At 40.9% G+C, this 19,180-nt stretch carries 18 protein-coding genes; 3 read left to right on the forward strand and 15 right to left on the reverse strand.

Features of this window, described 5'->3' with window-relative positions; all coding sequences use genetic code 11:
- Window positions 1–38: 38 nt before the first annotated feature.
- The 10 genes from aspS to AB4X21_RS09870 form a co-directional block, all read right to left on the reverse strand.
- Complete coding sequence (aspS, locus tag AB4X21_RS09825; RefSeq protein ID WP_320911072.1) at window positions 39–1,793, reverse strand: aspartate--tRNA ligase; 1,755 nt, start codon at window positions 1,791–1,793, stop codon at window positions 39–41.
- Between the two features lie 97 nt (window positions 1,794–1,890).
- Window positions 1,891–2,115, reverse strand: coding sequence for a hypothetical protein (locus AB4X21_RS09830; RefSeq protein WP_021154124.1), 225 nt, complete (start codon window positions 2,113–2,115; stop codon window positions 1,891–1,893).
- Between the two features lie 251 nt (window positions 2,116–2,366).
- Window positions 2,367–3,635 (reverse strand): D-alanyl-lipoteichoic acid biosynthesis protein DltD, encoded by a 1,269-nt coding sequence (gene dltD / locus AB4X21_RS09835; protein ID WP_151379227.1) that lies wholly within the window; start codon window positions 3,633–3,635, stop codon window positions 2,367–2,369.
- Complete coding sequence (gene dltC, locus AB4X21_RS09840) at window positions 3,628–3,867, reverse strand: D-alanine--poly(phosphoribitol) ligase subunit DltC (RefSeq protein ID WP_003002265.1); 240 nt, start codon at window positions 3,865–3,867, stop codon at window positions 3,628–3,630. The genes dltD and dltC overlap by 8 nt, the downstream gene beginning before the upstream one ends.
- A gap of 15 nt (window positions 3,868–3,882) precedes the next feature.
- Entirely contained in the window at window positions 3,883–5,136 is a 1,254-nt protein-coding gene (gene dltB, locus AB4X21_RS09845) for a D-alanyl-lipoteichoic acid biosynthesis protein DltB (protein WP_003012683.1), read from the reverse strand.
- A complete protein-coding gene (dltA, locus tag AB4X21_RS09850; protein WP_270299954.1) occupies window positions 5,133–6,683 on the reverse strand; it encodes a D-alanine--poly(phosphoribitol) ligase subunit DltA in 1,551 nt (516 codons plus the stop codon). Before dltA ends, dltB begins: the two co-directional genes overlap by 4 nt.
- 18 nt (window positions 6,684–6,701) lie before the next feature.
- Window positions 6,702–6,830, reverse strand: a complete 129-nt coding sequence (locus AB4X21_RS09855) for a teichoic acid D-Ala incorporation-associated protein DltX (protein WP_003002102.1) — start codon at window positions 6,828–6,830, stop codon at window positions 6,702–6,704.
- Window positions 6,831–6,999: 169 nt separating this feature from the next.
- Entirely contained in the window at window positions 7,000–8,259 is a 1,260-nt protein-coding gene (locus AB4X21_RS09860; protein WP_320911069.1) for a S41 family peptidase, read from the reverse strand.
- 93 nt (window positions 8,260–8,352) lie between these two features.
- The gene (locus AB4X21_RS09865; protein ID WP_320911068.1) at window positions 8,353–9,036 is read right to left on the reverse strand and encodes a DUF4956 domain-containing protein; all 684 of its coding nucleotides are present in this window, start codon (window positions 9,034–9,036) and stop codon (window positions 8,353–8,355) included.
- The gene (locus AB4X21_RS09870) at window positions 9,029–9,808 is read right to left on the reverse strand and encodes a polyphosphate polymerase domain-containing protein (protein WP_320911067.1); all 780 of its coding nucleotides are present in this window, start codon (window positions 9,806–9,808) and stop codon (window positions 9,029–9,031) included. The genes AB4X21_RS09865 and AB4X21_RS09870 overlap by 8 nt, the downstream gene beginning before the upstream one ends.
- Window positions 9,809–10,022: 214 nt before the next feature.
- Here AB4X21_RS09870 and AB4X21_RS09875 point away from each other — a divergent pair, with 214 nt between their 5' ends.
- Window positions 10,023–11,270, forward strand: coding sequence for a carbohydrate-binding domain-containing protein (locus AB4X21_RS09875; RefSeq protein WP_320911066.1), 1,248 nt, complete (start codon window positions 10,023–10,025; stop codon window positions 11,268–11,270).
- Between the two features lie 89 nt (window positions 11,271–11,359).
- Window positions 11,360–12,043, forward strand: coding sequence for a DUF4947 domain-containing protein (locus AB4X21_RS09880; RefSeq protein WP_369087932.1), 684 nt, complete (start codon window positions 11,360–11,362; stop codon window positions 12,041–12,043).
- Between the two features lie 86 nt (window positions 12,044–12,129).
- Here the strand turns inward: AB4X21_RS09880 and AB4X21_RS09885 are convergent, their stop codons facing one another.
- Window positions 12,130–14,925, reverse strand: coding sequence for a YhgE/Pip domain-containing protein (locus tag AB4X21_RS09885; protein WP_320911064.1), 2,796 nt, complete (start codon window positions 14,923–14,925; stop codon window positions 12,130–12,132).
- 132 nt (window positions 14,926–15,057) lie between these two features.
- Between AB4X21_RS09885 and AB4X21_RS09890 the strand changes: the two genes are divergently transcribed.
- Window positions 15,058–15,591: a TetR/AcrR family transcriptional regulator gene (locus tag AB4X21_RS09890; RefSeq protein WP_003001962.1), complete on the forward strand. Its 534-nt coding sequence runs from the start codon at window positions 15,058–15,060 to the stop codon at window positions 15,589–15,591.
- Between the two features lie 189 nt (window positions 15,592–15,780).
- Here the strand turns inward: AB4X21_RS09890 and rpsD are convergent, their stop codons facing one another.
- From rpsD to AB4X21_RS09910, 4 genes are all read right to left on the reverse strand, one after another.
- Window positions 15,781–16,392, reverse strand: a complete 612-nt coding sequence (gene rpsD / locus AB4X21_RS09895) for a 30S ribosomal protein S4 (protein WP_320911063.1) — start codon at window positions 16,390–16,392, stop codon at window positions 15,781–15,783.
- A gap of 205 nt (window positions 16,393–16,597) precedes the next feature.
- Window positions 16,598–17,329 carry an ABC transporter ATP-binding protein gene (locus AB4X21_RS09900; RefSeq protein WP_003012800.1) on the reverse strand — a complete coding sequence of 244 codons (732 nt, stop codon included), beginning with the start codon at window positions 17,327–17,329 and terminating at the stop codon, window positions 16,598–16,600.
- On the reverse strand, window positions 17,322–18,317 hold the full coding sequence (locus AB4X21_RS09905; protein WP_369087933.1) for an ABC transporter substrate-binding protein: 996 nt from the start codon (window positions 18,315–18,317) through the stop codon (window positions 17,322–17,324). Before AB4X21_RS09905 ends, AB4X21_RS09900 begins: the two co-directional genes overlap by 8 nt.
- Window positions 18,318–18,374: 57 nt before the next feature.
- Complete coding sequence (locus AB4X21_RS09910) at window positions 18,375–19,133, reverse strand: ABC transporter permease (protein WP_320911061.1); 759 nt, start codon at window positions 19,131–19,133, stop codon at window positions 18,375–18,377.
- Window positions 19,134–19,180: the final 47 nt, after the last annotated feature.

A 19,180-nucleotide genomic window follows, 5' to 3' on the forward strand; every position in this document is an offset into this window, starting at 1 on the left:
AGCAACTGATTCCTAGACGTTCCCTTTTCTCTCTTGTCCTATTCTTGCTCTGCTACTTCTACTTGAAGATTTAACTCATCCAATTGCTTTTCAGAAACGACAGAAGGAGCTTGTGTCATTGGATCTGTCGCCTTGTTATTCTTAGGAAAGGCAATTACTTCCCGAATATTATCCTCACCAGCAAGAAGCATCACGAAGCGGTCCAAGCCAAGCGCCAATCCTCCATGTGGTGGGAAACCGTAATCCATAGCTTCCAACAAGAAACCAAATTGTTCATTCGCAGCTTCTGCTGTAAATCCAAGCGCCTTAAACATCCGTTCTTGCAAGTCTTTATGATTAATCCGTAGGCTTCCTCCACCTAATTCATACCCATTTAAGACGATATCATAGGCAATTGCTCGAACTTTTGAAAGATCGCCTTCCAATTCATGCTCTGTTTCAGCTTGTGGGAGTGTAAATGGATGGTGAGCAGACATATAACGGCCTTCTTCTTCAGACCATTCAAACATTGGCCAATCCACTACCCAAAGGAAGTTGTATTGATTGTTGTCAATCAAGTCAAGTTCTTTCGCAAGACGAACACGCAAAGCACCAAGCGTTGCATTGGCTACTTCAAGAGTATCCGCTACAAAGAGAACTAGATCTTTGTCTTCTAACTGTAAAGCAGCTGTCAAGTCACTTGTCAAGTCTGTCAAGAACTTCGCAACAGGACCGTTCAAAGTACCCTCAGCATATTTCACCCAAGCAAGACCTTTTGCACCGTATTGCTTCGCAACTTCTGTCAATTTATCGATATCTTTACGAGAGTAATGATCTGCTGCACCTTTAACGACAATTGCCTTAACAGCCGGAGCTTCTGAGAAGACTTTGAAATCTACACCCTTGACAAGTTCTGTCAAGTCTTGTAGCAACATTTCAAAACGTGTATCTGGTTTATCTGAACCATACAAGGCCATCGCATCATCATAATTCATCCGTGGGAATGGGAGTGTTACTTCAATTCCCTTGGTTTCTTTCATGACACGTGCAATCAAGCCTTCTGTGATATCCTGGATTTCTTGATCACTCAAGAAAGAAGTTTCCAAGTCGACCTGTGTAAACTCAGGTTGACGGTCTCCCCGTAAATCCTCATCACGGAAACACTTCACGATTTGATAATAGCGATCAAAACCGGCATTCATCAATAATTGTTTTGTAATCTGAGGACTTTGTGGAAGGGCATAGAAATGACCCTTATTGACACGGGAAGGAACCAAGTAGTCACGTGCTCCTTCTGGAGTTGACTTAGAAAGAAACGGTGTTTCCACATCAATAAATTCTAATTCATCCAAGTAATTGCGGATTGAATGGGTTACTTTTGCACGGAGTTTGAGGTTTTCCAACATCTCAGGACGACGAAGGTCTAAGTAGCGGTAACGAAGACGGGTATCATCATTGGCTTCGATTCCGTCCTTGATTTCAAATGGTGTTGTTTTGGCAGTATTGAGAACCGTAATAGCTTCTACCTTGAGTTCTACTGCTCCTGTAGGCAAGTTTGGATTAGCTTGTTCACGAGCTTCCACAAGACCTGTCACTTCTACAACATATTCACTACGGATGCTTTCAGCTGTAGCCATTACTTCTGCACTAACTGTTTCTGGATTGATCACCAATTGCATGATTCCTTCGCGGTCGCGTAGATCGATAAAGATCAAACCACCCAAGTCACGACGACGGCTAACCCATCCTTTCAAGGTAATACGAGTTCCAATGTGTTCTTCACGAACACGTCCAGCATACATTGAACGTTTCATTTCTAATTAATCTCCAAACTAATATTCTTCCTTATATTTTACCATAAAGACCAGCAGAAAGTAGCCTTTAGCTCAACTTTTTCAGTCACCAACTTCTTTAGTTATCGTGGCTCTCTTCTTTCTTTTTGGGATCATCGTAAAGAGTGGGTGCCAGCACCTTCATTAAAGTCGCCGTCCCAAATCGCAAGACAGCTGCTGCTAGTCCAAAAATAGGGGATAGGTAGCGGAAAAAGAAATCTCCCCTAAGTACATAGGTCATGCCACCCACAATAAAAAAGATCACAATTCCTTGAACGATTGCGTAAAACCAAATTTTTTTCACACTATTCTCCTTTTCACAAACCAGCTGACTTATCCACTGTTTTTTATCACTTATCCACAAAAATGTGGATAACTTTCACCTTTTGCCCCCTCAAAAGAAGAAGCGTCGTCAGCATCAGGACTTGCTTTCATCCATTTACAAGGAAGTTTCCCACAACCTGTGGATAACTCTCTTGCTTATTTGTGACTTTCTCGTCACTTTCCTCACAAATCAAGGAGCCAGGATTTGATCCTGCCCCCTTTGATCAAGCATTATTTAAATTCGTCTGGTGTCCCTTTATATTGGGCCCAGTCTTTGCTGAAGAAGCGATCATTTAGATGGTAAGTTGGTGCTTTTTCAGCCTTTGTGACAAAGGGATTGACCGCTTTATCAAAGGCTAGCCAACCATTCCATCCCATATGAATCGTATCTTCCATAAAGTAAGGCTGACCACCATCTTTAGAAAAGTCTGCAATATTGGTGAATCCTTGACTTTCCAATTGGTAACGAATCTTTTGAACAGCCTGTTCATACTTTTCTTGGCTCAAGCCTGTGTATTTCATCCATTTGGCATTAACTGGAGGAATGACAAAGATAACATTGGTCCGAGATTTAGCAAACTGGTCTAGAACCAACTGCAAGTCATTGTACTCAGGAGATTGAACATAGGATTCGTTTTTTTGGAAACCTTTTAGTTTCTTCAACTTCATTTTTAAACGAGTATTGTAAAAATGATTGCTGATTCCAAGGTCGTTGTTATTGGTTTTGACTTTTGCTTCAGCCGTTGCAATTTCTTCCAATTTCTCATATGAGAATTGATCTGGTAAATCTTGTAGACGTTTTTTGACCTTCTTATCGTAATTCCCGTTTGTACGCGTTGCAAGATTACTAAACAAAGCATCTTCGCGTTGGACAAGGTGGGAAACAAGCTGGTTCAAAGACTGATCAAATCTGGAAATTTTCTTTCCTTGAGAAATGTTCGTTACAACACTTTGAAAGGCGACATTTGGATACTGTTGTAACAGACGCTTTGCAGCATACTGGGATGCAGCATCCTGTTGGTGATTGGCAATAAAGCTATTCAACTGATCGCTATTAAAGAATTGTTGAAAGGCAGAGGAATCATAGCCCTTCTTGGTGAACCATTGCGGAGAAACTACATAAACAGCTGTATTGTCCTTGAGTTCTGGCAAAATCTGTTGCATCCCAAAATACTGGTTCAAAGAAGCCGCACCACGTTCTCCTAAAAAGTAGGGTCTGTAATTGCGGTCATATTTTTCAGCCAAAACCGCTGGATGCACCACATCAAAACGCAACCATTCACTGGAGCCGAAATAAGGAACAAAGCGATGCTGTGGATCAGAAAGTGCTTCTTGTTTCTTTGTACGACTCTTGAATCCTTCTGCATTCAGACTTACCGCAGCTTTTTTCTCTTCGGTATAGTTGTGCTTATGATTGATTGGATAAAAGAATAATAAAGCTGCCACCATGAGGAGCGCGCAAAATACGGGCCCTAAAATCAGCCACAAACGCTTAAGCATTCTGAAGCTCCGTTACACCTTCTACGATCTTGTTAGCAGTATTCCAATCATCGCGTCCAAATTCAGATACAGGAACACGGATGCCAAAGCGGTTTTCCAGTTCCACAATCAATTCGACTGTCCCCATACTATCAAGGACACCCGCATCAAAGAGATCCTCATCCATCATGTCTGAGACATCTTCCATAAACAATTCGTCAATAATTTCAATTACTTGTGATTTTACATCCATTTTTCTATTCTCCTTTTATTTCAATTTTGGAAACCATTGTTGATCCAAGAATCCTGAGAAAATCAGGAAGGACAGCATCACTGTGTTAAAGGTGATAAAGATCCCTAAAGCTTTGGTCCAACGATTATCCGGTATAGGATCCAATCCTTTTGCTTTTCTTTCTTTATTGATGGTCTTTTTCTTGCGAATCCAAGCATCATTGATGACCAGTCCAAGCCCATGGAAGAGCCCATAAGCGATGTAGTACCAGGTCACCCCGTGCCAGAAGCCCATAACCAACATATTGATAATATAGGCAACATTTGAGGTGGTAATCCGGCTCTTGAATACTTTATTGCGCATCAATACCATCACGAGACGCATAAAGACAAAATCACGGAACCAGAAAGATAAACTCATATGCCAACGATTCCAGAATTCCTTTAAGTCACGTGATTTAAAGGGACGATCAAAGTTGATGGGACTTTTAATCCCCATCAGATTGGAAGCTGCTAAAGCAAACATCGAATAGCCCGCGAAGTCAAAGAAGAGGTCAAAGCCATAGACATACATGACTCCCAGCGTTCCGATATTGAAGAATCCACCTTGAGACAAGGCATAGGTCTGCACATGACCTAATAATAAGTGGCCAAAAATATGAGCTAGGATAAATTTATAAAGGAAGCCATACATGATATACTTAACAGCTTGCTCCAACATATCCAATAATTCTTCACGCTCAGGAATGGCTTTATAATCCTCATTAAAACGCTTGAAACGATCAATCGGCCCACTTGAGAAGGTCGGCATAAAGAGCATAAAGCGTAAGAATTCCCAGAGTGTGAATTCTTTCAAGACACCATCTCGCATTTCGATGATCATTCCGACAGCTCGGAAGGTTAAATACGAAATCCCTAAAAATCCAAACAAGGATTGGTGCCCATTCTTGATCGCTGGCTCTACCTTAACAAAGATCAGGGGCAAGACAGACAAGAAGGAATGAAGATAGAAAATCCACTTATTGTCCGCTTTCTGACGATAGATCTTGTAAGAATACACAATCAAGATTTGCCAGACTACGTAAAAGAGCAGGGCATAAATTTGCTTGAGATTCGAACCTGTCAGCATCAAAATGATAAAGATCAGACTCACCAGTCCTTCATAGATCGGAAATCTCTTTTTGAAAAAGAGGCCCACAAAGATCGGCAAAAAAGCTAGAATGAGGTAGATAAAATAGATCGGTGTTCCATAGTGTTCTAAATGAGGGAGCTGTTTCAAAAACTCGATCATCGGTTGTTAACCTCGCTAATCAACCCTTTGATGTCGATTTTCCCGTTTGGTGTTAATGGCAGGCTGTCACGATAGAGGAATTTTGAAGGCATCATATAAGACATCATGATGTTTTCTAAATCTTCCTTAATGGCTTTCGTGATATCAATTTCGCGCTCAAATTGTTCTTTGACGCCCTCTTTTAAGATGACATAGGCCAAGAGATTTTGGACTTTGTGATCTTTATTATAGCGCGGCACTGCGACTGCTGAGTCAATATACTTCGATTTGTTCAAGTTTTGAGAGACATCCTCTAGCTCGATACGATAACCGTTAAATTTGATTTGGAAGTCCATCCGTCCACCATAGAGAAGGAGGCCTTCGTCCGTCATGGTTCCGACATCTCCCGTATGGTAGGCTGGAAGACCTTCAAATTCGAAGAAGGCTTCCGCTGTTTTCTCTGGATTATTCATATAACCTTTTGAAACAGCCGGTCCAGACACGATAATCTCCCCTTGCTCTCCATTTGGCAATTTGTTCCCTTCCTCATCAATGATGAAGGTCGGAGAATCTTCTTTGGTATAGCCTATTGGCAAGCGTTTAAGAGTCGCTAACATCTCATCTGTAATAGCAACTGCCGACAAAGCAACTGTTGCTTCTGTTGGCCCGTAAGCATTGATGATGCGCGCATTTGGGAAACGCTCGCGCAATTTCTGAGCGGTTTTAACGGTCAACTCTTCTCCATCAAAGTAGAAATGGGTGATCCCTGGCATCTTTTCAGCATTGAAATCTTCAGACAACATGGCCATATCTGCGAAAGATGGTGTTGAAGTCCAGATAGCAATCGGAAGAGAAAAGATCGTCGCAAAGAGTTGTTTGAAGTCTTGAGTAATGGCTGATGGAAGGGCAAAAAGCGTTCCTCCAAGAGCCAAGGTCGGTGCCCAGTACATGACAGACAAGTCAAAGGAATAGGGCGGTTGCGCCAACATTTGCGGACGCTCTGGCGTTGCAAATTCCTTGTCCGTAATCATCCAGTTGGTAAAGCTGAGCAAGTTATCGTGCGAAATTTGCACCCCTTTTGGTTTCCCAGTTGTCCCTGAGGTAAAGATGATGTAGTAGTTATCATCCCCTTTGACCGGATGTTGCAAGCCATAGGCATTCTGAGCCGCATAAGCTTCACGCACTTGTTCCAAGGACATGATTGGAGCAGCTGGGTTTTCCAATGGAAATTCATTGATGGCAATAATCAAGCTTGGCTCTGCTACTTCAACAATGGCAGACACGCGCTCCAAGGCAGAGTGGCTATCAATTGGGATATAGGCATGGCCAGATTTTGTCAAGGCCACAAAGGTTGCTAACATTTCATATTCTTGTCCACCAAAGACCACTACAGGTGACTTTTCAGGAAGTCCCATTTGGTCGATGTGGGCAGCCAAGCTATCTGAATCAGCCTTCAATTGGCCATAGGTATGCTCCTCACCAAGGACATTGTAAACCGGATAGTCTGGTTGTAGTTGCGCATAACGTTCAATTGTCTCGATCATATCAGTAATTGGTTGGTTTGACACGGTTAGGAGTCTCCTTTTCTAAAATTCGTTGTAGATAAAGCCACCCTGACCTTGACCAAGGTAACTAAAGAAATAAAGTAGGGCTAGGAAAATGGCGAAATACAAGACCGTCTGCCCGATAAATTTATAAAGTGTTTTATGTTTCATAAGTTTCACTCTTCATTTTGATTGTTATTCACTATTTTACCATTTTTTATACCAAGTAAGCAATTTTAAACATAGTGAGAATGTGGTAGAAAACGTTATCATTTCAGATCATTCAAGCCGTTTAACGAAAGCATTTTTTTTTAATCAGTTTTCTGGTTGAAATCCTATTCTATTTCACAGTCCCCTGATGAATCAACTCCAGACACTTGTCCAGATCCACATCTCTCTCGAAATGGCTAGGTGTCCAAGGAATTTCTATATCTGGTAGAACACCCTGATCCGTCATTCCTTTACCTTGATCCACGCTTAAACAGCGAGAAGTGGGAAACATTAAACAAAAATTATCATAATCAACCGTACAACAATTAGAGTAGTCTAGAATTCCGAGAGTTGGTCGACCCACCACCGTTACCTTCTTAAACTGCTTCATCATCTGAACAAAGTTATCCCCAGATGAAGCACAATAAATATCTGATAAGATAAAGATCTGTTCAGGATAGTGGCCACCTCTAACCTCTGGGAAGAATTCCTCGCTTTCTTGCTGATATGTTACATAGCCTTTCCCCCGATGGTGGATCAAATTCTCTTTCATATCTTCAAGCAGCTTAACTGTTTCAGGGCTAATTTCTTCCTGTTGCATCCAGTCCTCAAAGTCTTTCAAGCGCAGGTCAACATTGCGTTCCGTATAGAGAATTTCCATGCCATCATCGTCCCAGTCAAGCGAATCATAGCCCTGATCCTTCTCTAAGGCTAGATGTAATAGAGGGATATATAAAGAGTCTGTCCCTCCGCCGTTCTGTCGGACATCAATGATAAGAAACTTGACTTCCGTCATCATAGGTAAACACTCTTGATATACCCGACTAATGGCTCCTTCATCCATAAAGTTATCCAGACGAAGATAAAGAATCTCATCGTCTAATCGTTTCCAAAAAATCTGATCCTGGATCGGTTCTCGACTGGGTACTACTTTAATGGTCTTTTCTATCCCTTCTCGAAGCAGGGTGACACTCGTTGACTGAGAGACCAAATCTGCCCATTCTCTATAATGTCTTTCTGGGGTCTTGCTGATAAAATAGGCTTTATGAAGAGAAGCTATCTGATCCAAGTCACTTCCATCCAGAGCTAGGATCTGATCTCCTACTTGAAGACCCGTATCTTCATTAGCTTCCTCAACATACAGTTTCTGTCCATTTATTCTCAAAAGGAACCCTTTTTGACTGGCCTTTTTATCTCGAAAGGAAACATGCCCGATCACCCCAAAACTAGCTAGGTAAGCCTTAACTTGATAGAGAAAGGCATCATCTGTCATATCATCTGTAATGTTTTCTCGAAAAGGCTCTGGATCGCATCCTTTTCGATCCTTGCTGGTAGATGAATCATGGGTCATAATAGAGACGACATCTTCAAAAATAGCAGTCTTTTTCATAAAGGATTCCTTCAATTTTTTAGAAACAGTATACCACTTTTTCTTAAAAAGTTCTTAAAACCCTAAAAAACTATCCTCAAAGTAGGATAGCCGTTATAGATTCTTTCTTTTCTTCGCTTTCTTTGTCAGAGCGACATCACAATTTTCAATCTCGCTAATCAATAGATTGGCAAGGCCAAAATCATCGATGTTCGATTTCATATTTACCTCATAGTTCAAGGTCAGTTGTTCTCCAGCTTGGGCCGTTGTGACAGAAATAAAGTCAATTTCTGAACAACTTTGGTCTAACAACTGGCTGATTTGTTCTGCAACAGAATCCTGTTTTGAGACGGTAATAGTCAAATGGCGGCGTCGTTGATAGTCTGCCTTACTCTGTTTGTTCTCTAATACCAGCCACACCCCTAGTAAAGAAAGGGTTGATAAAATCGCCAATAAAAGATAGCCAGATCCAGCTGCCAGTCCTATAATCATAGCTAAGAAAATGGCAATCAACTCTCTAGAACCACTCGTAGCCGAACGAAAACGGATCAAACTAAAGGTCCCTGCCACTGCAATCGAGGTTCCCAAACTTCCATTGACCAAAAAGATCACTAAGGTCATCATACAAGGAAGCAAGGTCAAACTAATGACAAACTCTCGAGTGTAAAGCGTTCGGTATTTATAGGTCCAAGATAGGGCCATCCCTAGAAAGAGGCTGACCAAAAGGGCCAGCAGTAAGCGCACCGGATCCACCGTTGCTGTAGCATTATTAAAAATAGAATCAAATAGATTAGACATAGGCAGCACCTACCGTTTCTTGAACTGGTCTTGGGGCATAGTCTAAGCCTTGTGACTTATGGTAGGCACAACTGTATTTCGAAAATTTCTGTTTGACCAAACCATACTTCTCTAAAATATCCTTTAACCATTGAGGTTCTTGGCCAGGAGCCTTAATTTCCATGATCACGAAGTCATCCTCTAGTAGAGGTTCTCCTTTCTTCCCATCAAAAAGGCTAACAGCCTGATCTCGAAAGACTAGGTTTTGATCGATTGTCACGCGAATCTTCTGATAAGGATAACCCTGAATGGATTTCTTTTCTTTGAGAGACAAGCGATCGTAGTAAATGAACATCCGCGGTTCCAATCGATGACCATAACGTTTGCGCAATCTCTGAATCTCTTCTACTAAGTCTGGATCTTGTATCTGATGATCTACTTTCCCATCTGTCATCAAGTTGATAATGGCTTGCGAAGTGGCAACTAGACGGAATTTATGGCCAATTCCTTCTTCATCTTTTGACTTCACCTCTAGAAACACTGGACTGTCTGCTTGAGGTTTTTCTATATAAGTCCGCATCCGAATTTTTTCGCGGCTATGTTGTTTGGCAAGAGCATCTTGAATGACATCAAAATTTTCCGTATCAAAATAAATGTTTGAAATGGTTGAGGTTGGGTAATCATCTTCTACGACGTATTCTTTTAAGTCTTTAATCAAGTCCTTCACGTCATCTTTTGCGACGATATATTTTGTTTCGATTCGTTTGAAACTTGTCTCAATTGTTTTTTTCATGTTTCTTCTCCTTTAAGGGGGATCTATTATTTCTAACCTTCAGTCAGTATGAATACGATTTACGTGCTTTCTAGTTTAATGGGACTTTCTTAACTGGTCATTAAGCCAAACTTAAAGAAAACTAAAGTTAAGGTTCCTTTCAGAAAAACTTTAGGAAACTTTCAGCTAGCAACTTTAGACTAGGAGCATATCAATTGAACGAGAGGAAAAGCTTATGAAATCAAACAAATGGAAATTTTTATTAACGGGGGCCGCAACCCTCACCTTACTGACAGCTTGTACCCAGGCGTCATCACAATCAACTACAAAAAGCAATACTGCACAAACAACCGCTACTTCTACTTCAAAAAATAAAACAAACAATTCCAACTATTTTACAGATAAGGACAAGGACAGCTCTTATGATGAAAGCAAAGCCTCTACTGTAAAGCTATCTGGTTCGTCTGCAAGTGTATCAGGTGACGGCGTAGCTGTTTCTGGATCAACTGTGACCATCTCAAAGGCTGGAACCTATATCATCTCTGGTGAATCCGATGGGGTTCAAATCAAGGTCGAAGCAGGTGACTCAGATGATGTTCACATCGTCTTGAAAGGCGTTACCATGACAAACACCAACGCGCCAATTTCTGCTACGAAAGCAGGGCATGTCTACCTGACTCTAGCGGATGGCACGACCAATACCTTGTCTGATTCAAGTTCAAACAATGATGAAGATGCCGATGCAGTGATCTTCTCTAAAGGCGACCTTACCATCAATGGTTCAGGTACGCTCAACATTGATGCCAAGAAGAACAACGGTATCAAGGCCAATGACACTCTCCACATCACTGGTGGAACCTATAAGATCACAGCTGTAGGAGATGCCTTCAACGTCAATGACGAACTCAATATCACTGGTACGACCATGACCATCGATGCAGATGAAGATGCAGTCAAGGTGGATAATGATGAAGATACTTCGGTCGGAACCATGTATCTTTCAGATAACAAAATGACCATCACCGCAGGAGACGACGGAATCCATGCTTCTGGAGATCTGATCATCGATAGTGGAACCTATGAGGTGACAGAGTCTGTCGAAGGTCTCGAAGGAAAATCGATCACCATCAACGGTGGTGATATCACCATCTATGCAACCGATGATGGTGTCAATGCAGCCAATGCTAATGCCAACCAAGATGAAATTTTCTTCACCATGAATGGTGGAACACTCAACGTTGAAGTTGGCCAAGGCGATACCGATCCAATTGATTCGAATGGAAATATCACTGTTACCGGAGGAACCATTAAATTAACGGGTCAATCTGGATTCGACTTTGATGGTACTGCTACCTACACTGGCGGAGACATCTATATCAACGGTGAAAAACAAACGGAAATTGTCAACTCCATGCCTGGAGGCGGTGGGGCTCCAGGCGGTGGCGGACCTCAAGGTGGTGGACCTGGAGGTGGGCATCCATAATAACAAATAAAGGCAGGATTTCTTCCTGACCTTTTTTTGTTACCCTTTTTATGATAGAATAGAAAATCAATCAGCTTATCGAAAGGAACATGATGAAAAAACAAATACTCCCTCTTTTCTTCACACTCTTGCTGTCTCTTCTTTTTCTATCAGCCTGTGTGCCGGATCTTAAGATCAACTTTAAAAAAGAACCAACAACTACCAGTTCAAAAAAGAAAACCTTTAAAAAAAGTAGCTCGAGTCGTTCTAGCCACCCGAGTCGTTCAACTAGTTCAAATAACTCAAGCAACTCCTCTAGCTCTCCTTCAACCACTACACAGCCCTCTTCTGACATCGTCACAACCGAAGGACTCCCTAAAAATGCTCAAGAAGCTCCAAAAGATAAGATTTATGCGACAGGGAATCTAAAAGTGGCCTACTCTAGAAATGGTGATAGTATTTTTGCCCAGACGCCAGATTATGAAGGATATACTCCTGCTCTTGTCCAAAAAATCCTTGGAAAGCCAGAGAAACAAATAACAGAACCTGCTTATATTGCCAAATCTTTTGAAAATACCGAATTAGAAAATATTAAAGATCTCTACCACAAGGGAAAAATCACAGGGGAACAAGCTCACGCCTTTGTAATGGGAGCTGTTGATCTCAAACAAACTTCTAAATTCGGAGTAGACCTCACCATTTACACCTATAAAAACAACACCATCCAACTGGTCTTTAAAAACGAGCAACTTCTCTATATTACACCGAATCCTGATGTTGTCTTCTTTAAATAATGAACATTCTCGCTTAAACAAGCGAGAATTTTTGTTTCACATGAAACAAAAAACTCCCAACACATTCTGTTGGGAGTTCCTGAAGATTAGTCCTCTTCATATTTTTTTGGATTATAGAACCACATTCCTAGCCCTGCAAAAAGAACAATGGTTATCAGAAGAAAGGCCACTTGATTCCCAATTTCTCCTGTCATCGAAATCGTTTGACGAAGACCAGAAACGGTATAACTCATTGGCAAGAATGGATGAATGGCTTGGAAAAAGCCATTTGTCAAAGCAAGAGGATAGGTTCCTGCACTAGAAGCCAATTGCAAGAGCAAGAGGATCAAGGAAAGGAATGCACCGATCTTTCTTTGCCATGTTGTCAAAGCAGTCACGATGGACATGAAGGCCACACTACCAATCACACAAAGGAAGAGCGTAGCCATTTCATGATTGGCTGATAAACCAATTAAGTGAACGGCACCATAGACCAAGACTCCTGCAATCACCGCAATCGTTCCATTGACCTCAAAGCGAGATTTAAACCATGCCCAGCGACTTTCAGGATGACGACCGGATGGTAATTTTGCAAAGATCATGTTGGTTGACAAGGCACAAACAAAGAGAGCTACCGAGATCATATAAGGAGCCATTCCGACACCATTCACAGGGGTATTGTCATGGTCTGTTTTAGACAAAGTGACAGGATCTGCTAAGGTTTTAGCGTTTTCTTTTTCAGTTGTAGCCACATTCAATTGTCCCTTAGCATCGTTTAATCCTTGACTCAAGGTTTGGCTTCCTGTTGCTAATTCACCTAAACCATTTGTCAATGCTTGGCCACCTGCTGCTAATTTGCTAGACCCATCTGAGATTTGATTTGCACCGTCGGCTAGTTTATCAGTCCCAGTCACCAATTGACTTGATTTTTCTGTCAACTGATTGACACCCGTGACAAGTTTGTTGACACCACCTGCCAATTCTGGAGTTTTGCTGTTCAATTGTCCTACACCGTCAGCTAATTTTCCAGCACCGGCAACCAATTCACCCGACTTACCTGTTAATTGAGTCGCGCCTGAAGCCAGTTGATTCATGCCTGATGTCAAGGCAGGCATCTTCCCATTTAACTCACCTAGACCAGAAGCTAATTGATTGCTTCCTGCAAGTAATTCTGATGATTTACTATCTAGTTGACCAATACCTGCTGCTAACTGACTAGCCCCATTTGTTAAAGTACTGCTATTCGTCTGAAGTTGGGTTGCCCCACTAGCAATTTTATCAACACCAGCTGTATAAGCGCCGACCCCTTGACTGATGGTTTGGCTAGCTGGCAACAATTGTCCACTAACTGCGGATTGGATCTTAGACAAGCCACTTGACAAGTCTGTCAAGGTTGAAGAAGCTGTCGGTAAAACTTGATTGGCTGCATTTTGCAGTTGTGTCAAGTTATTTCCTGTATTCAAACTACTTTGGATCGTTTGAATCGTAGTCAAGATCCCTTGAGCCGACGTTTCACTCGAGCTTGGGCTCGATGAGATTGCCGCATTGATTTCAGCTTGTTGGTCAGCTGTCATTGCTTGATAGGCTGCTGTCCCTTGTACACTTGCAAGGGCATTTGCACGATCTGCTTGGGCTGAAGCAAGGATCGCTTGGGCTGAATTCGCAATACTCGTCAATCCAGATGAAAGTTGACTGGTATCTACCGAAGCATTTTGAATCGCTGCATTTAATTGGTTCAAACCAGCTGCCAATTGATCAATCTGAGCGGATTGGCTTGTAGAAGCTTGTAGCTGACTTGATAATGTTTGAATACCTGATTCTAATTGGGAAACCCCATTTCGAAGAGTAGCGGATTGACTACTTAATTGACCTGCGCCCTCTGATAAAGTAGCAACTCCATTTGTATAGGTCACCAAACCATTTGAAAAGTTTGATAGGCCCGAATTCAATTGACGCACGCCATTGGTATAATTCCCAAGACCATCATTGAGGGTCCCCATACCGCTGGTTAATTGACCAACTCCTGAGGCCAACTGAGGGGTTTGACTCGCCATTTGATTGAGACCATTTCCTAATTGATCTACTCCGGTAGCGTAAGCCATCAAGCCTGTATGAAAAGTACCAAACCCATTATTTAATTGATTGACGCCAGATACCAAGTTTGGAAGTTGACCAGCCATTTGATTGAGACCATTTCCTAATTGACCAACACCATCTGTATAGGCTGCTAGACCTGTACGAAGAGTAGTCGCACCATCTGAAAATGCTAAGCTTGAACGAGCCAATGTATTCAAATTAGTAGATAGTGTTTGACCACCATCTTCCAATTTACTTGCACCATCTGCTAATTTAGCACTTCCATCTGCCGCTGTCCCCATACCAGTTTTAAGCGATCCCATTTTAGAAAATAAAGCTGTTGTATAAGTATTGGTCACTTTTTCAGCCACTGACTGCTTCATTTTTGTCATCGCAGTATCGCTCATTTTTCCTGCGATAAAACTATGACCACTGGACGTTTGGTAATCAATGGTCATCTGTTCTGGATGATTGGTTAGAATGGAGCTAGCCTTCTTTGAAAGATCCTCAGGCAGGGTTACAATCATATAATAATCGCCATTTTTGAGACCATCTTTCGCAGCTTTCTCATCTACAAAATGAAAATCAAGTGAGTCATTGTCCTTCAAATTGGACACCATGTCTTTCCCGATTTCCATTTTTTGTCCATTATATGTAGCAGATTGATCCTTATTGACAACCGCTACAGGAAGATCCGAAACCTGGCCATATGGATCCCACATGGAAGATAGAAAAATAATATTATAAAGAGCTGGAATCAACGCAACTCCAATCATGACAATGATAAATGTTGGCTTTTTAAGAATAGCCTTCCATTCTTTCATCATATTTTTGTCTCCTTTTTATACACATTGTCTAAATTTCTGATATAATAGATTATACAGTTTCTAGAAATTTTCACAAGTATAAAATCTTATTTTTAGACACTGTGTATAATTTTGTGCAAAAAGGATGAACAGATGACTGAGAGCAATAAACGATTAAAAACAAAACGAAATATTGAGGAGGCGATGGTTCGACTACTCGAAAAGGAATCATTCGACCAAATCACAACGGTTGAGCTAGCACAAGAATCCGGCATTAGTCGCTCTAGCTTTTATACCCACTATCGAGACAAGTACGACATGATCGAGCGCTACCAACAAGCACTCTTTCACAAGCTTGAATATATTTTTGATAAACACCAAGACGACAAGCGCCAAGCGATTACAGAAGTGTTCGAATTTCTAACCAAGGAGCCACTCTTTGCGGTTCTTCTGACAGAGAATGGAACAAAGGAGATCCAAACCTTCTTACGACATAAATTACAGATTCTTCTGGTTGATAGTCTGCAAGAGCGCTATAGTCATAAATCATTAACAGATATTGAAAGAGTCTACAGTTCTGTCTATCTGACCAATGCCTTCTTCGGAGTCTGTCAAATGTGGGTTTCGCGCGGAAAAAAAGAAAGCCCTCAACAAATGGCTGAATTTTTAATGAAAATGTTACGGTAACAGTCTCTCCTGATCGATCTAGATCAGGAGTTTTTTTATTAGCAGGTTTAGGTTTTAAGAAAACAAAAAACTGTCTCATGTAATGAAACAGCTTTAGGTAGCTTATAACTGAACAAACCCAGAAATCAACCCTTTAAGACAAAACAAAAAGCCCACTGTTGTGGGCTTTCTGTAAGGTATATCTTAAAATTAAAGCATCTTGTTATAGAATTCAACGACAAGTGCTTCGTTGATTTCTGGGTTGATTTCATCGCGTTCTGGAAGGCGAGTCAATGAACCTTCAAGTTTGTCAGCATCGAATGATACGAATGCTGGACGTCCAACTGTAGCTTCAACAGCTTCAAGGATAGCTGGAACTTTAGCTGATTTTTCGCGAACTGAGATCACTTGACCTGGAGTTACACGGTATGAAGGGATATCAACGCGTTTTCCGTCAACAAGGATGTGACCGTGGTTAACGAATTGACGAGCTTGACGACGAGTAGTCGCAAGTCCAAGACGGTAAACAACGTTATCCAAACGACGTTCCAAAAGAAGCATGAAGTTGAAACCGACAGTTCCTTCTTTAATTTTAGTAGCTTGTACGAACAAGTTACGGAATTGTTTTTCACCAAGTCCGTAAGAGAAACGAAGTTTTTGTTTTTCAGCTAATTGCAAACCGTATTCTGACAATTTTGAACGGTTGTTTGGTCCGTGTTGACCTGGTACGTAGTTACGACGTGCCAATTCTTTACCTGTACCTGTAAGTGACAAGCCAAGACGGCGAGATTGTTTCCAAGATGGTCCTGTATAACGTGACATTTGAAATGTCCTCCTATAAAAATAATTTTTGTAGGAAATAACGTTTTAGACAAACCTGATTCGTTCAGAAAGCCTTCGCCCAAACAGCAAAGGTTACTTTTCTAGCTGACTTCCTGTTGACGAGCTTCATTTTGTCCTGCTGTCATTTCGCACAAACTCTATTCTATCACGGAATAGAAACTTTGTAAAGTCCTTCAAAACAATTTCAATGAAATTCAGCCAATAATTCTATGATTCGTTTTTTATATTGCAATTGTTGCCAGTCTCTATCCGTTGCTGGATCCCATTTTAAAGGAAGATCTGCAATAATTTCACCGGGATTATGATTCAAGATATAGATCCGGTCACTCAATGTCAAAGCTTCTTCGATACTATGGGTGATCACTAGAGTGGTGAGACCAAGACGTTCCTTACTGTCTAGATACCAGTGATAAAGATCCTGCCTTGTCAATTCATCTAAGGCACTAAAAGCTTCATCTAATAGGAAGACAGAATGACCCAGAAGATAGGTTCTCAATAGCGCCACCCGTTGCCGCATCCCCCCACTCAGCGCATTGGGATAAAGGTTGGCGATACTTCCCAATTTAAATTCATCTAACAATTTTAGAGCTGTAGATGCCGCCTCTTCCTTAGGAACCTTTTTTAATTGAAGGGGAAGAATAATATTTCCCAATACTGTCTTATGTTCCAACAAAAGATCCTTTTGTAGCATATAGCTGACTTTCCCAAAGGAGATCGGAGCATTATCTACTTCTATGGTACCCTTTTGTAAGGGAAGAATCCCAGCAATTAAATTGAATAAGGTTGATTTCCCTACCCCACTCGGACCTAGAATAGAGACGATTTCTCCTTTTTGCACTTCTAGTGATACATTATTTAAAACTGCTTTATCTCCAAAAGAGAAACTTACATCTTTTACGGTTAAAATATCAGTCACCTACCAATTCGTTTGTGAAACCTTTGTCTTCTAAGTCATTTGAAACCAATCCTTGCTCTTTTGCCCAAGCATAAAAAGCATTCCACCGTTTAGGATCAAACCGCCCCCACTTGTCCTTGTCTGAAGCATATTGACTGGAAAGATATTTTTGAGAAGCTAGAACAAAATCACGCTGATTAGCTAGGGCAGGAGCCTGTTTAATCAAGATATCCGCAGCTTCTTCTGGATGCTCTATAGCATATTGGTAGCCTTTTTTTACCGCTTGAATGAATTTTTTTGCTTCCTCTTTATGTGATTTCAAATAGTCATTGTTAGCAATAATAACAGGCGAATAGTAGTCAAATGCAGGAACAAAATCTTTCATATAGAAGAAATTGGTCTTCATTCCCTTTTGCTCAGCCAAAATTCCATCCCAACCGTGATAAATCCAAGCGGCATCAAAGACCTTATTTTCAATCGGAGTAATGGAATTTGAATCACTATTTGGAACCAATTTTACTTGATTAAAATCAGCCCCCTCTTTTTTCATCATCGATTTGATCATTTCCAACTCAATCGGATCATTCCAGGTACCATACTTCTTACCCACCAAATCTTTTGGACTTGTGATCTCTGCATCTTTTCTTGAAATAATCCCTGACGTATTGTGTTCGACGATAGCTGCAACAGCGGTAATACCCGCACCTTTATCCAATTTCTTGGCCATAGAATCTTGGAAATAAATACCAAATGGAGCTTTCCCATTGATAATCAAATCAGAACTACTGTCTTCCGGAGGAAGTTTTATATCTACATCCAGTCCTGCTTCTTTAAAGTACCCTTTTTCCTTTGCTACATAGAGACCCGTATGATTGGTATTCGGGGTCCAATCTAGAATAAAATCAATCTTTTTCAAACCACTTGACGATTGCTTGACAGAATTTTGACAAGCACTCAAGAAAACAAATCCCAATATTATTGAGAAAAATAAACCTATTGACTTTTTCATTAGCTATACCTCTTTTACATTTTTGTCAATTTAATTTTTACACCATTTACAAGTTTGTCAATCCTTTCTCCATTTTAGAATGTTTTTTTCTAATTGGTCAACGAGAAACATACCGAGTAAACTAATAGCAGAAATCAATACAATGATCGCAAACATCGTATCATACTGAAATAACTTCTTCGATTGGATCATATAGACCCCCAATCCATCAAAACCTCCTAACCATTCTGAAACGACTGTACTGATAAAAGCATAGGAAACGCTCACACGTAACCCTGCAAAAAAATAAGGAAGCGCTGCAGGAATTTTATAATGGACTAAGGTCTGAAAGCGATTGGCTTGCATAATCTGAAACAATCTCAGAATATCTTGATCGCAATGCCGAAAACCATCTAACAGACTGACTACGATGGGAAATACCACCGTAATAATGATCAAAACTAGTTTTGGAAGCATACCATAACCAAACCAAAGAACCAGGATAGGGGCCAAGGCAATCGTCGGAATGGTTTGAATAACAACCATAAAAGGATAGACCAGATCATTCACCCATTGAAAACTATCCATGAGAATCGCAAAGCCAGCAGCAAGAAGAACGCCTATAACAAGCCCGATCAAGGCCACTTGAAGAGTAGACAAACTGTGATGAATCAGGAGAGCTCGATCTCGTACAAAGGCATTCCCAATTTCAAGTGGCGTTGGTAATACAAATTTGGGGAGGATATTTAACAATCCTGCTAACTGCCATAAGACAAGAAGGCTACTAAAACCTGCAAATCCTATCAACTGTTTTGAATATCTTTTTACAAGAGACATCGTAACCTCCTTTCTCACAAATAAAAAACGCCTCCAAAATAGGAGAC

It is taken from the genome of Streptococcus sp. CP1998, assembly GCF_041026655.1.
Classification (GTDB): domain Bacteria; phylum Bacillota; class Bacilli; order Lactobacillales; family Streptococcaceae; genus Streptococcus; species Streptococcus dentalis.

Excerpts from the sequence above, each read along its gene's own strand:
- aspS (WP_320911072.1), bottom strand. The coding sequence starts at position 1,793 with ATGAAACGTTCAATGTATGCTGGACGTGTTCGTGAAGAACACATTGGA.
- dltD (WP_151379227.1), bottom strand. The coding sequence starts at position 3,635 with ATGCTTAAGCGTTTGTGGCTGATTTTAGGGCCCGTATTTTGCGCGCTC.
- dltC (WP_003002265.1), bottom strand. The coding sequence starts at position 3,867 with ATGGATGTAAAATCACAAGTAATTGAAATTATTGACGAATTGTTTATG.
- dltB (WP_003012683.1), bottom strand. The coding sequence starts at position 5,136 with ATGATCGAGTTTTTGAAACAGCTCCCTCATTTAGAACACTATGGAACA.
- AB4X21_RS09855 (WP_003002102.1), bottom strand. The coding sequence starts at position 6,830 with ATGAAACATAAAACACTTTATAAATTTATCGGGCAGACGGTCTTGTAT.
- AB4X21_RS09860 (WP_320911069.1), bottom strand. The coding sequence starts at position 8,259 with ATGAAAAAGACTGCTATTTTTGAAGATGTCGTCTCTATTATGACCCAT.
- AB4X21_RS09865 (WP_320911068.1), bottom strand. The coding sequence starts at position 9,036 with ATGTCTAATCTATTTGATTCTATTTTTAATAATGCTACAGCAACGGTG.
- AB4X21_RS09870 (WP_320911067.1), bottom strand. The coding sequence starts at position 9,808 with ATGAAAAAAACAATTGAGACAAGTTTCAAACGAATCGAAACAAAATAT.
- AB4X21_RS09875 (WP_320911066.1), top strand. The coding sequence starts at position 10,023 with ATGAAATCAAACAAATGGAAATTTTTATTAACGGGGGCCGCAACCCTC.
- AB4X21_RS09880 (WP_369087932.1), top strand. The coding sequence starts at position 11,360 with ATGATGAAAAAACAAATACTCCCTCTTTTCTTCACACTCTTGCTGTCT.
- AB4X21_RS09885 (WP_320911064.1), bottom strand. The coding sequence starts at position 14,925 with ATGATGAAAGAATGGAAGGCTATTCTTAAAAAGCCAACATTTATCATT.
- AB4X21_RS09890 (WP_003001962.1), top strand. The coding sequence starts at position 15,058 with ATGACTGAGAGCAATAAACGATTAAAAACAAAACGAAATATTGAGGAG.
- rpsD (WP_320911063.1), bottom strand. The coding sequence starts at position 16,392 with ATGTCACGTTATACAGGACCATCTTGGAAACAATCTCGCCGTCTTGGC.
- AB4X21_RS09905 (WP_369087933.1), bottom strand. The coding sequence starts at position 18,317 with ATGAAAAAGTCAATAGGTTTATTTTTCTCAATAATATTGGGATTTGTT.
- AB4X21_RS09910 (WP_320911061.1), bottom strand. The coding sequence starts at position 19,133 with ATGTCTCTTGTAAAAAGATATTCAAAACAGTTGATAGGATTTGCAGGT.